The sequence below is a fragment of the Eudoraea algarum genome (assembly GCF_050589645.1).
Lineage (GTDB): Bacteria > Bacteroidota > Bacteroidia > Flavobacteriales > Flavobacteriaceae > JBNGOQ01.
Window position 1 is genome coordinate 607,461 of record NZ_JBNGOQ010000004.1, and the last position, 15,174, is coordinate 622,634.

12 protein-coding genes are annotated in these 15,174 nt (G+C 44.9%); 11 read left to right on the top strand and 1 reads right to left on the bottom strand.

Features of this window, described 5'->3' with window-relative positions:
- The first annotated feature begins 137 nt into the window (after positions 1–137).
- From ACRD67_RS17865 to ACRD67_RS17900, 8 genes are all read left to right on the top strand, one after another.
- Positions 138–1,385, top strand: a complete 1,248-nt coding sequence (locus ACRD67_RS17865; RefSeq protein WP_430968591.1) for an LVIVD repeat-containing protein — start codon at positions 138–140, stop codon at positions 1,383–1,385.
- A 120-nt stretch (positions 1,386–1,505) separates the two neighbouring features.
- Positions 1,506–3,983 (top strand): type I DNA topoisomerase, encoded by a 2,478-nt coding sequence (topA, locus tag ACRD67_RS17870; protein ID WP_430968592.1) that lies wholly within the window; start codon positions 1,506–1,508, stop codon positions 3,981–3,983.
- Between the two features lie 109 nt (positions 3,984–4,092).
- Complete coding sequence (locus tag ACRD67_RS17875) at positions 4,093–5,250, top strand: formimidoylglutamase (protein WP_430968593.1); 1,158 nt, start codon at positions 4,093–4,095, stop codon at positions 5,248–5,250.
- 116 nt (positions 5,251–5,366) lie between these two features.
- Positions 5,367–6,722 (top strand): T9SS ring complex lipoprotein PorK/GldK, encoded by a 1,356-nt coding sequence (porK, locus tag ACRD67_RS17880; RefSeq protein ID WP_430968594.1) that lies wholly within the window; start codon positions 5,367–5,369, stop codon positions 6,720–6,722.
- A gap of 86 nt (positions 6,723–6,808) precedes the next feature.
- The gene (gene porL, locus ACRD67_RS17885; RefSeq protein WP_430968595.1) at positions 6,809–7,456 is read left to right on the top strand and encodes a type IX secretion system motor protein PorL/GldL; all 648 of its coding nucleotides are present in this window, start codon (positions 6,809–6,811) and stop codon (positions 7,454–7,456) included.
- Positions 7,457–7,512: 56 nt separating this feature from the next.
- A complete protein-coding gene (porM, locus tag ACRD67_RS17890) occupies positions 7,513–9,081 on the top strand; it encodes a type IX secretion system motor protein PorM/GldM (RefSeq protein WP_430968596.1) in 1,569 nt (522 codons plus the stop codon).
- A gap of 20 nt (positions 9,082–9,101) precedes the next feature.
- Entirely contained in the window at positions 9,102–10,004 is a 903-nt protein-coding gene (gene porN / locus ACRD67_RS17895) for a type IX secretion system ring subunit PorN/GldN (protein ID WP_430968597.1), read from the top strand.
- Positions 10,005–10,080: 76 nt separating this feature from the next.
- Entirely contained in the window at positions 10,081–11,136 is a 1,056-nt protein-coding gene (locus ACRD67_RS17900) for an NAD(P)/FAD-dependent oxidoreductase (RefSeq protein ID WP_430968598.1), read from the top strand.
- Here ACRD67_RS17900 and ACRD67_RS17905 read toward each other — a convergent pair.
- Positions 11,126–11,518 (bottom strand): DUF983 domain-containing protein, encoded by a 393-nt coding sequence (locus ACRD67_RS17905; protein WP_430968599.1) that lies wholly within the window; start codon positions 11,516–11,518, stop codon positions 11,126–11,128. The two genes, ACRD67_RS17900 and ACRD67_RS17905, sit on opposite strands and share 11 nt — an antisense overlap.
- Before the next feature lie 64 nt (positions 11,519–11,582).
- On the opposite strand from ACRD67_RS17905, the gene ACRD67_RS17910 reads away from it, so the two are divergent.
- The 3 genes from ACRD67_RS17910 to ACRD67_RS17920 all read left to right on the top strand — a co-directional run bounded on the left by ACRD67_RS17910 (position 11,583) and on the right by ACRD67_RS17920 (position 15,171).
- Positions 11,583–13,490 (top strand): ABC-F family ATP-binding cassette domain-containing protein, encoded by a 1,908-nt coding sequence (locus ACRD67_RS17910; RefSeq protein ID WP_430968600.1) that lies wholly within the window; start codon positions 11,583–11,585, stop codon positions 13,488–13,490.
- Between the two features lie 186 nt (positions 13,491–13,676).
- Positions 13,677–14,558, top strand: coding sequence for a leucine-rich repeat domain-containing protein (locus ACRD67_RS17915; protein WP_430968601.1), 882 nt, complete (start codon positions 13,677–13,679; stop codon positions 14,556–14,558).
- Between the two features lie 148 nt (positions 14,559–14,706).
- The gene (locus tag ACRD67_RS17920; RefSeq protein ID WP_430968602.1) at positions 14,707–15,171 is read left to right on the top strand and encodes a MarR family winged helix-turn-helix transcriptional regulator; all 465 of its coding nucleotides are present in this window, start codon (positions 14,707–14,709) and stop codon (positions 15,169–15,171) included.
- Positions 15,172–15,174 lie beyond the last annotated feature (3 nt).

The following is a 15,174-nucleotide window of genomic DNA, read 5'->3' on the forward strand; positions in this document are numbered from 1 at the left end:
GTTCCAATGGGTCTGCAAAGATAGTACTAAATACACAAAAGTGACAATTTGACAGTTAAATATTTATCAAAATTAGGCGCAACACAAAGGCCGTTTTTACATCTAACCGACAACAACTCAATAAAAAACAAACAACAATGAAAAAGAAAACATTATGGTTCGTTCTTATCATTGTCCTGGGCCTGGTCTCCTGTGATGATGATACCCAGGACGATGATAGGTACGCCGAGTATTTGGTGGCCCGGCCATTGACCATGAGCATGACCGAGTTCAAAAATGGGGTGGATATCATAGCCCCACGGCCCATTGATGAATCGGGCAAGATCTACGCCTACAAGGACTATGTCTTTGTCAATGACAAATATCGAGGGGTACATATTATAGACAATAGCAACCCAAGCGCACCCCGGAAATTGGCATTTATTAAAATCGCCGGTAATGTGGATATTTCGGTCAAGGACGATTACCTCTATGCCGATAGCATTACGGATCTTGTAGTACTGGATATTTCGGACATTTCCAATATCAGGAAGGTAACCCGGCTGGACAATGTGCTTCGGGACAATATTGTATTTCCTATTGAGGCCGACTTTTTTGAGTATGGCGATATCGATTATCAGAACGAGATAGTCGTCGGATGGGAAACGGTAACGGAGCGACGATTGATCCAGGAATTTCAGGAGCGCTTTCAAACGGTCGACTTTGCCCTAGCAGAAGCGGCCAATGATGCCGCAGTAGGGCAGGGTGGTTCCTTGGCCCGATTCAAGATCGTAGACGATTATCTATACGCCGTGGACAGCCATACCATCAATGTTTTTGATATCCAGGATCTTGAAAACCCGAAAGATTTGGATGATGTCTATGCCGGTTTTGATATTGAGACCATTTTTAACCGGGGCCAGCACTTGTTCCTGGGCAGCATGCGAGGGATGTATATTTATGACATCTCTAACCCTGCGGTACCTTCCTTTATTTCCGAATTTCAACACGGTACCGCTTGTGACCCTGTGGTCGTGGACGGGGATTATGCCTACGTTACCCTTCGTGGGGGAAATGGTTGTGGGGCCACGGAGAGCGGTCTGTTCATTGTGGATATTTCCGTGATTTCCAATCCGGTGTTGGCGGAAACTTACGCTATGGATGAACCCTACGGCCTGGGCATAAAGGACGCGAAACTGTTTATCTGTGATGGAGCGTCCGGACTAAAGGTCTACGACAAGACCGATATCTCGGATTTGGTATCCCTAAATCACTTTAAGGACATCGTTACCTTTGACGTTATCCCTCTGGAAGAAAATCTTTTGATGGTAGGCGAAGACGTGCTTTATCAATACAAATATCTGGACAATAACATTGAACTGATCAGCAGTTTGGCATTGGATTGAGCAAGCATAAAAAGAAAGAGGAGCACCCCTGAAAACGGGGTGCTTTTTTTATCCGTAACATTATGGTAAAGTGTTAAATAAAAAAATTCAACTACTTTTGTCTCCTCAAAGAAATCATGCATGGCAAAGAATTTAGTAATTGTAGAGTCGCCCGCTAAAGCGAAAACAATAGAGAAATTTCTTGGAAAGGATTTCAAGGTAGAGTCCAGTTTTGGGCACATTGCCGATCTTCCTTCCAAGGAGTTGGGGGTAGATGTGGACAATGGTTTTAAGCCCAAATATATTGTTGATAAAGAGAAAAAGGCCTTGGTGAAAAAGCTAAAGGACCTTGCCAAAAAAGCAGAGACCATATGGCTTGCCAGTGATGAAGACCGTGAAGGGGAAGCCATCTCCTGGCATTTGTCCGAGGAGCTAAAATTGGATAAGGCCAAGACCAAGCGGATTGTTTTCAATTCAATTACAAAATCTGCCATACAACGGGCCATAGAAAACCCAAGGGAAATAAATTACAATCTGGTCAACGCCCAACAAGCGAGGCGCGTTTTGGATAGATTGGTGGGTTACGAACTTTCCCCGATACTCTGGAAGAAAATAAAACCGGGCCTTTCTGCAGGAAGGGTACAATCGGTAGCGGTACGCTTAATCGTAGAGCGCGAGCGGAATATAGAAGCCTTTAAGCCTGAAGCTTCTTTTCGTGTCTCCGCACAGTTCAGGACCGCAAAGGGCGAGGTGTTCACCGCCAAGCTCGGCAAGACCTTCCCCAATAGGGAGGATGCGGAGAAATTCCTGGAACAGAATATAGCGGCGAACTTCGCCGTATCTGACCTTGACAAAAAACCGGCCAAAAAATCCCCGGCCGCACCGTTTACGACCTCTACCCTACAACAGGAAGCGTCCCGAAAGCTGTATTTTTCGGTGGCAAGGACCATGCAGGTAGCACAACGCCTGTACGAGGCGGGATTGATTACCTATATGCGAACGGATAGTGTGAATCTTTCCAAGGAGGCCATAGGGGCCGCCAAAGAGGCTATTGCCGAAAACTATGGGGAGGCCTACAGTACGGTGCGCAACTATACCGGGAAATCCAAAGGGGCACAGGAGGCACATGAGGCCATTCGCCCTACCGATATGATAAAGCAGTCGCCTTCGCTTGAACGTGACCAATCTAAATTATATGAACTTATTTGGAAACGCACCATTGCTTCCCAAATGAGTGATGCCCGGTTGGAACGCACCAACGTAAAGATCAAGACCACATCCCATAGCGAAGTCTTTACCGCTGACGGAGAGGTTATCAAGTTCGATGGTTTTCTAAAGGTGTACATGGAAGGAAGGGATGAAGAGGATATTGTGGAAGAACAGGATGGGATGCTCCCTGCCCTGAAGGTAGGTAATGGACTTCAAAATGACTACATCACCGCTACAGAGCGTTTCACCAGACCACCTTATAGGTATACGGAGGCTTCCCTGGTAAAAAAATTGGAGGAGTTGGGCATCGGAAGACCGTCTACCTACGCACCAACCATTTCTACCATACAAAATAGGGGCTATGTAGAAAAAGGCATGGTAGAAGGTACCGAGAGAAAATACCGGCAATTGCTTCTGGAATCCAACAACATCTCGGTAAAACAACTCTCCGAGACCATAGGTTCGGACAAGGGAAAGTTGGTCCCCACGGATATAGGAATGATTGTAAACGATTTTTTGGTAAGCCATTTTGCCAATATCCTGGATTATAATTTTACCGCCAGGGTAGAGGAAAATTTTGATGAGATCGCTTCCGGGGATGAGGATTGGCAGCAAGTGATGCGAACGTTTTACCGGGATTTTCATCCAACGGTCCTCGATGTGGAAGAGAATGCCGGCAGAGCTAGTGGGGAACGGGTATTGGGAAGCGACCCTAAGACGGGTCGGCAGGTTGCAGTGAGACTGGGTAGGTTTGGCCCTATGGTACAGATCGGCACGGTAGAGGAGGAAGAGAAACCCTTATTCGCAAGTTTACTACCAGACCAGTCACTGAACACCATTACCTATGAGGAAGCCATGGAGCTCTTTAAACTTCCCAGAAAATTGGGTGTTTACGAGGGCGAGGAAATAGAGGCCAACGTGGGTAGGTTTGGACCCTATGTACGGTTTGGCAAGAAGTTTATCTCCCTAGGCAAAACAGAAAGCGCTATGACCGTGGATTTGGAACGGGCTATAGAACTTATCAAGGAAAAACAAAAGGCCGATGCGCCCATAACCTCCTATGAAGGGAAGGACGTTACCAAGGGAACAGGCCGTTTTGGGCCTTTTATCAAATGGGACGGCATGTTTATCAACGTAAACAAGAAGTACGATTTTGATGCCCTTTCGCAAACAGATATCGAGGAACTTATCGAAGCAAAGAAACAGAAGGAACGGGATAAACTGGTGCAGCAATGGCCAGAGGAAGGCATCCGTATCGAAAAGGCCAGATGGGGAAGGCACACCATCATCAAAGGCAAGATCAAGGTAGAACTTTCCAAGGATGTGGATGCTACCCAGGTTTCGCTCGAAGAGGCCCAGGCCCTTCTGGAGAAGAAAACACCCAAGAAAAAATCAAAGGCGAAAAAATAGCGGGGCCACACATATTTGTTATTCGAATTTGGAAAGTTTATTTTTGAAAAGGAAATGGTCGCTCGACCTTATTCGGAAACGATAAACAACTTTGCAAACCCTCCTTTGAATGGCATTTGATTTTTTAGTCCCTGTTGAAGATAACGTATTGGCACACTGCGAGTTACTTCCGCCACAAGCGCTTGGGAAGAACATCCATAAACACACTTCGAAAAAAGGATTGCCGGTATTGGCCGGTGCCTCCATAGCTATTGTGGGCGTGCACGAATCGCGAAACGCCTTCGAAAAAAAACTGGAACGCCTGGATATTTCCCAGATTAGGATACAATTATACAAGCTCATGTTGGGCAATTGGAATGCCACTATTGTAGATCTTGGTGACATAGAAGAAGGCGAGGAAGTAGCGGATACCTACTTTGTGGTAAAGGAAATCATGGCGGGACTTTTGGAAGAAAATATTGTGCCCGTGCTTATTGGCGCTACACAGGATATTACTTATCCAACCTATAGAGCCTTCGATTCCATCAGGGACATGGTAAACCTGGTGGCTATAGATAGTAGGTTCGATTTTGGGGATGCCGACGAGCTCATTTCCTCCCATTCCTATATGAGCAAGATTATCACGGACAAACCCAATAATCTGTTCAATTTTTCCAATATAGGCTACCAAAGTTATTTCAATGCCCAGGAAGAAATAGACCTCATGGAACGCCTGTTTTTTGATGCCTATCGTTTGGGAGAGATTGTGTCCAACATTTCCCTGGTAGAGCCTGTGTTGAGGAGTGCACATCTGGTAAGTTTGGACGCTAGGGCCATACGGGCCAGTGAAATTGGACTGTCTGACGCCTTTTCCCCCAACGGATTCACGGGCCGTGAGATATGCGCTATTGCGAGGTATGCCGGCATTAGCGATACCGTCTCCCTATTGGGCATTTACGAGAGTGAGAACACCGTACAATCCTTTCAGCTTATCGCACAGATTATTTGGTATTTTATAGAGGGTTTCAACTTCAGGATAAAGGAGTCCCCACACACCAAAAAAGAGGATTTCAACAAGTTCATGGTACCCACGGAAACAGAGGAACTTGTCTTTTATAAAAGCAATCTTACGGACAGATGGTGGGTCGAGGTTCCGTCAATTTTAACTTCACATACTAAAACCAGTTCACCTGCGTTATTACCATGCACCGAAGACGATTATTTGGAAGCATGTAACCAAAATATCCCCGAACGGTGGTTTAAGGCCTATAAGAAAGGCTTTAGCTAGGAAAAAAATAATTTAAAGGATAGGTTGTTCTGTACAATAAATTATTCAAAAATTAGTTTTAGAGAGTAATAATTGTGTTTACAATTTATAATCATAATCGAAATTAACCTATAAGTATGAAGAAGCTATTGTTACCATCTATAGCATTTGTTTTCTTGCTCGCAAGTTGTGGGTCCAAAACAAAGGGAGAACTAGTCGGTGCCCAAGGTAAAAAATGGTATCCGGAGAAACCATATGGAATGGAACTGATCCCTAGGGGATCTTTCATTATGGGAAAGAGTGAGGAGGATATGGCACAGGCCCTCAACGCACCAACAAAAACAGTAACCGTACGCTCCTTCTACATGGACGATACGGAAATTACAAATAGCGAATACCGTCAGTTTGTGGAATGGGTCAAAGATTCCATTACCAGGACCAAGTTGGCCATTTTGGCCGATGAGCTTGGTTTGGGTCCGGAGGATGGTGGTATCGGTGATTACGCATTTAAGGATGCCGACACCACAAAAGCTTCCGCCTATGACAAGTATATGTTGGACAACTATGCAGGTCTGGGAGAGACCGGTTATGAAGGTAGGGCCTTGAATAAGGATGAAGACCTCATTTGGGACACCTCCGAATATCCGGACGAGTACTATACCGAGGTAATGGATTCCCTGTACATCCCGGAAGAAGAATCGTATAACGGACAGCGTACTGTTGACGTAAACGTCTTGAAGTACAAATACAGCTGGATGGACATTGAAGCAGCTGCCCGATCTCGTAACGGTAGAAGAAAAGATTTTATACGACAGGAAGAGTTGGAGGTATATCCCGATACCACAGTTTGGATCCGGGACTTTGAATATTCGTACAACGAGCCTATGCACAATGATTACTTCTGGCACGACGCCTATAGTGATTATCCTGTAGTAGGGGTTTCCTGGATACAGGCCAAAGCGTTTTGTAACTGGAGGACCAAATTCAAGAACGACGATCAGAAAGACCGGGGCAAACAATTCGTGAACCAGTTTAGACTGCCTACGGAAGCCGAATGGGAATATGCGGCCCGTGGTGGCATTGAAGGAGGTACCTACCCTTGGGGAGGTCCTTATGTAATCAGTGACACCGGCTGCTTTATGGCCAACTTTAAACCACAACGTGGGGATTATGCCGCCGATGCCGCACTGTATACGGTAGAGGCCAAGTCCTATGAGCCTAACGATTTTAACTTGTATAACATGGCTGGAAATGTTTCTGAATGGACCAACTCTAGTTTTGACCCAAGTTCATACGATTATGTATCTACCATGAACCCTAATGGAGGCGATGGCTCCAATGCCAGAAAAGTGATTCGCGGAGGTTCCTGGAAAGACGTGGCTTACTTTTTACAGGTGAGCACTAGGGACTACGAGTACAAGGATTCCGCAAGAAGCTATATCGGGTTCCGTACCGTACAGGATTATATGGGAGAAGAAGATTCTACCCAATAAAATAATAATAAGAACACTACATACGAATCAAACGTTAAACCAAATACTTATTATTAACATTAAACTTTAAAATTAAATTTAGAATTATGGCACAGTCAAAATCAACAAAAAAACTATTCAACATGGCCTATGGCCTTGGAGCATCGGTAGTAATTATAGGTGCGTTGTTTAAAATCCTTCACTGGGAATTTGGACCGCTTACGGGTGGACTCCTATTGGCAGTGGGTCTTATTACGGAAGCACTTATTTTTGCGATCAGTGCATTTGAACCGGTAGATGATGAATACGATTGGTCTTTGGTATATCCAGAATTAAGTGGCGGACTATCTAACGGCAAGAATGAGGCCGAAGAAGCCAGGGAAGCCGAAGGACTTTTGTCCAGAAAATTGGACGACCTTTTAAAAGAAGCCAATATCGATGCCCAGTTGTTCGATAGCCTAGGCGACAGTATTAGAAATTTCGAAGGCGCTGCCAAGGGAATTACCCCTACCGTGGATGCCATGGAATCTACTAAGAAATACTCTGAAGAGATGTCGCATGCAGCGGCCCAAATGGAATCTTTGAACAGTCTGTACAAAGTACAATTGGAAAGCGCAAGCAAGCAAGCTTCCGTAAATGAGGAAGTCGTACAGAATGCCAGCGCCCTTAAAGATCAAATGGAATCTTTGGCCACCAACCTTTCTTCCTTGAACGGTGTTTATGGTGGAATGCTGACTGCAATGAATAGAAACTAATTGGATTTAGTGCACAAAACCCAAATCAAATTAACAATTAAATCTAATTAGAAAACATGGCAGGAGGAAAGCTATCACCACGTCAGAAGATGATCAACCTAATGTACTTGATCTTCATTGCAATGCTGGCGTTGAATATGAGTAAAGAAGTTCTAGCGGCGTTCGGATTAATGAACACCAAGCTGGAAGCTTCTAACGAAAAGACCACAGAAAGCAACTTGGCTTTCTTGGGCGGTCTGGAGACCAAGAGTACCGAAAACCCTGAAAAGTATAGCGAGCTATACGAAAAGGCAAAGCAGATCAAAGAGCTTTCCCAGGGGTATTTTGATTACTTGGAAGATCTTAAAGGTAAAATGACCAAGGACATTGAAGATCCTACCGATTATCAGGTAATGGACAAGTCCGATTATTTGGATCAGAAGTTCTTTCAGGGCGATAACCTAGCGCCCGAGGGAAAGAAATTCCTTAAGAATATCACTGACTATCGCGATCAGGTAATCGCCATTTTACCCGAGAAGATGACCGAGGTAAAAGCTTCGGTAAAAGCGAAGTTCCAAACAGGCGATGCCAACGGCAAAGAGGAGAGAAGGGACGGAACCAAAGTAGATTGGATCAATTACCACTACGAAGGTTTTCCATTGATTGCCTCCTTGACCAAGCTTACTGCTCTGCAGTCCGATGTAAAAGCTACTGAGGAAGCAGCGCTTAAAGCCATGTTGGAAGGTCAGTTGACAGGGGAAATCTCTCTTAAGAATTTCCAAACCTTGTTGGATCAGAAAAAATCGGTCTTCTATGCCGGTGAAAAATTCGATGGAAGTATTGTACTCGGTAAAACCGATAAATCCTCTAAACCTGTAAAGGCCGATCTTACACTTGACGGTAGAAAATTGGCCGAAGGAAGGGACTATGCCCTTGAATCCGGGGGTGTAAAGCTGTTGATCAGTGCAGGTAGTGCTGGGGACCATGAGCTTAAAGGTCAGTTGATCTATATGCAGGATGGGGAGGAAATCCCGGTTGAGGTGAACAATATCTTTTCTACCATCAATAAGCCCAATGCTGCGGTAATCGCTGCTGATAAGATGAATGTGGTCTATAGAGGGGTATCCAACCCTATGACCATTTCCATTCCTGGAATTCCTGATAACAAGGTTACTGCCTCTGCACCTGGTCTTTCCAGAAGGAGCGGTAGTAAGTATGTAATGAATCCTGGCAAGGGAAGAACGGTGAGAATCGTTGCCTCCGGTGTACTGCCCGATGGCCAACGTATCTCTACGCCTGCCGAATTTAGGATCAAGGATATTCCTAGACCTTCCGGTACGATCCGTGGGGAAGCCAACAGTGCCAAAATGCCAAGAAGAAACTTGGAGATTGCCACAGTGGGTGCCCTTTTGGAAGACTTTGACTTTGATTTGAATCTTGCCATAAGCGGATTCAAGTTTAAAGTGCCAGGTCAGCCAACGGTGAACGTAAAAGGTGGAAAACTGGATGCCAGGGCCAAGGGTGCGCTAAAACGTGCCAGACGTGGCGATGCTGTGCAAATATTTGACATACAAGCTTATATTACCAATAACAGGACCTATAAACTAAAGAAGGTATCTCCTGTGGTAATTGAGATAACAAACTAAGTAAAGTAAATTTTTAACAAATGAATTGGAAGAATGTTTTATTAATCGGAGCGGTAACCCTGTTACCGGTATCCATGATGGCCCAGGCAAACATATTGAATGCCAAAAAGCCGCAGGATATTGGAAAGAAGACAGAAACGCAGAAAGCAATGGACAATGATGCTCCTTTGGAATATGGGTACGTGGATGATAGGGATATCCTGTGGTCCAAGACCATATGGGAAGTCATTGACTTGGACGAGCGTGTTAACTTTCCCTTGTACTATCCCATAGATACCGTAGATATCGGTTCCGATAGAAGATCGCTCTACGATGTTTTGATCAAAAACATCAAAAGTGGTAAACTAACGGATGTCTATGTGGATTCCTATTTCACTGAAAAAAGAGTGTTCAGTGATTTGGAGGCCACCTTGAAGAAAACCGATACCACCGATTTTGGATACGAACAATACAATGCTGGGGAGCAGATTTCCGCGGAATATATTAACCAAAGGGAACTTACCGCAGCTGATCTTGAGGAGTATCTGATCAAGGGTATCTGGTATTTTGACAAGCGACAAGGTGAACTTAAATACCGTATGTTGGGTATTGCCCCTGTGGCGCCCGATGTGAACTTCATCGATGATGATGCCATGGATCCCGATGAGGCCAAAGTAGCCCTGTTTTGGGTATGGTATCCCGGTGCAAGGCAGATCTTGCACGATGCCAAGGTGTTCAACCAACGCAATTCGGCCCAGCCTATATCCTTCGATATGCTTTTGAACGCCCGTCGTTTTAATGCCACTATCTACAAAGAGGATAATATTCATGGCGACCGTAGGATCAAGGACTATGTTGCTGACAATGCCTTGTTCCAATTACTGGAAGCCAACCGTATCAAGGAAACTATCCGAGATAGGGAACAGGATATGTGGGCGTATTAGTCCCGAGAAGTATTCCAATTCAATACATAAAACGAAAACGCTGCACTTTGGTGCAGCGTTTTTTTATTTTTGCTCCATGATAGATGTATTGGTGGTAGGCTCCGGCTTGGCCGGAATGTCCTTTTGTGAGGTGCTGGAAGAAAATAACAAGACCTTCCTGGTCGTTGCCGATGATTCCCAACGGGCATCGCAGGTAGCAGGGGGCCTCTATAATCCTGTTATTCTAAAGCGTTTTACCTTGGCATGGAATGCAGCGGAGCAACTCAAGGGGGTAGTGCCCTTTTATACCCACTTGGAAGAAAAACTAAAACTGAAACTGCACCATCGGGTACCCGTCTTGCGGCGCTTTGCCTCGATTGAGGAACAGAACCAATGGTTCGAGGCCAGGGATACCCCACAATTGCAGACGTTTCTTTCGCCCAAGATCCGTACCAACACCAACACCTCCCTAGAGGCCCCTTATGGGTATGGAGAAGTGATGCATACCGGCAGGGTAGACACCAAAAAACTGTTGGCGGGCTATGGCACTTATCTCGATGATCGTAATCTATGTGTACATGAACCCTTTGATTTTGACGCCTTAAAAATTGGACCAAGCCACTTTGAGTATAAATCCATTCGCGCCAGACATATCGTCTTTGCCACAGGATATGGGCTCAAACAAAACCCCTATTTCAATTACCTCCCATTAACGGGTACCAAGGGCGAGTTGTTGACCATAGAAGCCCCGGAACTAAAGGAGCATGCAGTAATCAAATCTTCCGTATTCCTTATTCCCCTGGGCAGGCATCGTTATTTAGTGGGTGCTACCTATAAATGGAAGGACAAGACCAACACGCCTACCTTGGAGGCTAGGACAGAACTGCTTGAAAAACTGGATACCTTTTTGAACTGCGATTATGAGGTAGTCGCCCATGTGGCCGGTATACGACCTACGGTAACCGATAGGAGGCCTTTGGTAGGACGGCATCCCCAACATGACCAAATGTATGTTTTGAACGGCTTAGGCTCAAGAGGTGTAATGATCGCGCCCTATGCTGCAAAGCTGCTGTATCAAAATATGGAGTACGACTTGCCCTTGCCCAAGGAAATGGATGTGGCCCGGTTCAGTAAAAAATACGTTAAGGGTTAAGGTTCTTCACCGCTTCGTTGTCATACTTAAAGAAAAGGTTGATCCAGATGTTTCGAGATAGCCGAATGATAAGGGGCAAAAAGACAACAAGGGTAAGTACTATGGCAATAAAGGTAGTAATCAAGGTGGCGCCCAAGACCAAAAAGGCCATGACGAATGCAGCGGCGGCAAAAGCAATGCCCACACCATAGCTAACATACATGGAACCGTAAAAAAAGGAAGGCTCTATTTTATATTTGGTGCCGCAATGTGAGCAGCGCTCGTGCATTTTAAAAATATTTCCCAAATGATATGGATTTTTGTCCTTATACATGAGCTCTTCATGACATGTGGGGCAACTTCCTGTTAAAATACTGTAGAGTTTGTTTCCTTTTTTTAACATTTGCAAAAGTTTTGGCAAAAGTACAGCTTTACCCTAACTTATTGCGTAACCATAGTCACAAAAAATGCTTAATATCCATAACCTTTCCGTTGCTTTTGGAGGAGAATATTTGTTCGAGCAAATTTCGTTTCGGCTCAATTCCGGAGACCGGGTAGGTCTGATCGGCAAGAACGGTGCGGGGAAATCTACCCTATTAAAACTCTTGGCGAAGGAGATGGCCTTGGATTCCGGGACCATCGCTTCCGAAAAGAACATCAAGATCGGTTTTCTAAAACAGGATATCGATTTTGAACAGGGGCGAACGGTGATGGAAGAGGCTTATAGTGCCTTTGCCGAAATCCGGGAAATGGAGCTGCAACTGGATCAGATCAACCACCAGTTGGCCGAGCGCACCGATTACGAAAGTGAAGGCTATAACCAGCTGATCGTAGACCTGAACGATCTTACCCACAGGTATGAGATTTTGGGTGGATACCACTATCAGGGTGAAACGGAAAAAATATTACTGGGCCTTGGATTTAAGCGTTCGGACTTTGAAATGGCCACCGATACCTTTTCAGGAGGTTGGCGTATGCGTATTGAACTGGCCAAATTGTTGTTGCAACATAACGATGTATTGTTATTGGATGAGCCCACCAACCATTTGGATATCGAATCCATTATTTGGCTAGAGCAATTTTTGAAGAATTTCCCCGGGGCTGTGGTCATCGTATCCCATGATAAGATGTTTTTGAACAATGTGACCAACCGCACCATTGAAATTTCGCTAGGGCGCATCTATGACTACAACAAACCCTATTCCAAATTCTTAGAGCTTCGGGCCGAAATAAAAGAGCAACAACTTAACGCACAGAAAAACCAGGAAAAGGAGATTCAGCAGGCGGAACGCTTAATCGAAAAGTTCCGGGCGAAATCCACTAAGGCCTCCATGGCCCAATCGCTGATTAAAAAACTTGACAAGCTAGAACGCATAGAAGTAGATCAGGACGATACCAGTGTTATGAAGCTTCGATTTCCGGTTTCGGTCACCCCGGGCAAGGTGGTGGTAGCATTGGAAAATTTGTCCAAAAGCTATGGTGACAAGCAGGTGCTGGAGAATATAAGTCTACTGATCGAACGTAACAGCAAAACAGCCTTTGTAGGACAGAACGGGCAGGGGAAATCCACTTTGGCCAGGATTATTGTCGGCGAACTGGAGGCCCAAGGGCAAATGAAGTTGGGGCACAACGTACAAATCGGCTATTTTGCGCAAAACCAGGCGGAGTATCTGGATGGGGAGAAGACCATATTGGATACGATGATCGATGCTGCTAATGAAAGTAACAGAAGCAAGGTAAGAGATATTTTGGGCTCCTTCCTGTTCAGTGGTGATGATGTTGATAAATACGTTAGGGTCCTTTCTGGTGGCGAACGGAATAGGCTGGCCTTGGCCAAGATGCTGTTACAGCCTTTTAACGTGCTGGTCATGGATGAACCAACCAACCATTTGGATATAAAATCCAAAAACGTATTGAAACAGGCCCTGCAAAGTTTTGAGGGCACCCTGGTCCTGGTTTCGCACGACAGGGATTTTCTACAAGGGCTCACCAACAAGGTTTACGAATTCCGAGACCTGAAGATTAAAGAGTATTTAGGCGATATCGATTTTTACTTGGACCAGCGCAAAGCAGAGGATTTCAGGGCCATTGAAAAAAAGGAAACGATGGCCCCAAAAAAGGAGAAGGAGGCCGAGAAGGGTATAGACTATCAGCAACAGAAAAAGATCAAATCCTTAAAGAATAGGCTCAGCGCCGTGGAGAAGAAGATTGCGCTGTTGGAAAAGGATATAGCCCAAACAGACCATGAGCTGTTGATGGACTATGACAAGACCATTGCGCAACCCAACTTTTTTGACCGCTACCAGAGCAAGAAAAAGGAGCTGGAGGAGCTAATGGAAAGTTGGGAACAACTTACCCTCGATTTGGAGAAATAAGGGTTCTCTTACAGCATTGGTGGCTTCCAGAGCCGCCAAACCACAGATTTTCGCCGTTTCACAACAAATATGGACCCTTCATCGATAAATTTTGTCGTTTAGCCGTCAAATTGATTAAATTTGTAGGGTAATTCTTAATTAAACTATAAGCGCCCAAGTCTTACAGCAGTTTTAAAGGATTTACTTATGAGAAAGCTAATAGGTATTGTCATATTGATATTGGTCGCTGGCCAAGTGGCCTTGGCCAAAGTGCCGGATACAGAAAGAAAAGCCTTACTGGAACTCTATCGGACTACCAAGGGCACGGAGTGGATAAAAAAATGGGATGAGGGTGTTCCCGTTTCCCAATGGCACGGGATAACCGTGAAGCAGGGCCACGTGGTGCAGATCAATCTGTTCCGCAACAATCTAAAGGGGTATATCCCGGAAGCTATTGGCCAATTGGAATATCTTACCTCGCTTAATTTGGCTTTTAACACCATTGAGGGCGAGTTGCCTCAAGCCATTGTTCGGCTAAGGAACCTTAAGGTCCTAAAGCTGGAGATGAACAGAATCAAGGGAAAGTTGCCCGAAAGCATAGGTGAATTGCATCACTTGGAGGAGCTTAGTATGTTCAATAATTTCTTGAGCGGCACTATCCCGAAGAGTATAGGGCAGATGAAGAACCTGAAGGTCCTCAACTTGTCCAGCAACAACTTTTTTGGACGCATTCCAAACGCATTGGGAGCGCTTTCAAAGTTGGAAAGCTTAGGGCTTTTTGAGAACAGTCTATACGGCTCCATACCTTCCGAATTGGGAGGCTTGGGAAAACTTAAGGAACTCGTGTTGGCCAATAACCAATTGGACGGAGCAATTCCTGCCGAGTTTGGGCAATTGGCAAGCCTTGAGATATTGCAGTTACAAAATAACAAGTTCGATTCATTCGATAATTTACAGCTGATGGATTCCAAACAGTTTTTGGTCTTTGATTATGACAAAAGCGATGAAAAAGGGCAGTTCAAGAATATCAATTTCAGCAAAACAAGAATGGCCGACACCAAGTTTGAAGACGATGTGGATAATGAGTAGTTAATTATACTTTAGTTAGTTTGGTTGAAAAGAGGATGCTAGTGACATCCTCTTTTTTTGTTCCCAACACTGGAAATTAAGGGAGTTTTATGATATTTTTAACATTAGTTGCATATGCAACTAATTGGTTTTTGCGTAGCTTCGTCCCATGGATTCGGAGGATACCACCATTGATTTTGAAAAGTCCGTCGGTCCCTGGTTGGGAAAGACCATGAAGATTATGGACTACTACCTGCAGGAAGCCTTACAGCGGGAGGGACTGGACTTGAGCAAGGAGCAAATGATAGTGCTGAAAAAGTTGCACGACAAGGACGGGCTCCATCAAAACGAACTGGCCTTTCTTACCCTGCGCAACAAGTCTTCCCTGACCCGTTTGTTGGTGAAGATGGAACGAAAGGACTACATCCGAAGGGAACAGCACGCAGATGACAGAAGAATCAACCAGGTGTTCCTTACCGATTTGGGAAGATCGGTCTTTAAGGATACCCGCCCGGTAATAAAAACCCTTATGACCATCATGGAGAAGGACCTGTCTGCCGAGGAAAAGGACGGGCTTATCAACATATTGAGAAAGATCCAATACAATTTTACTTCTAAAGAAACATCACTGTAACTA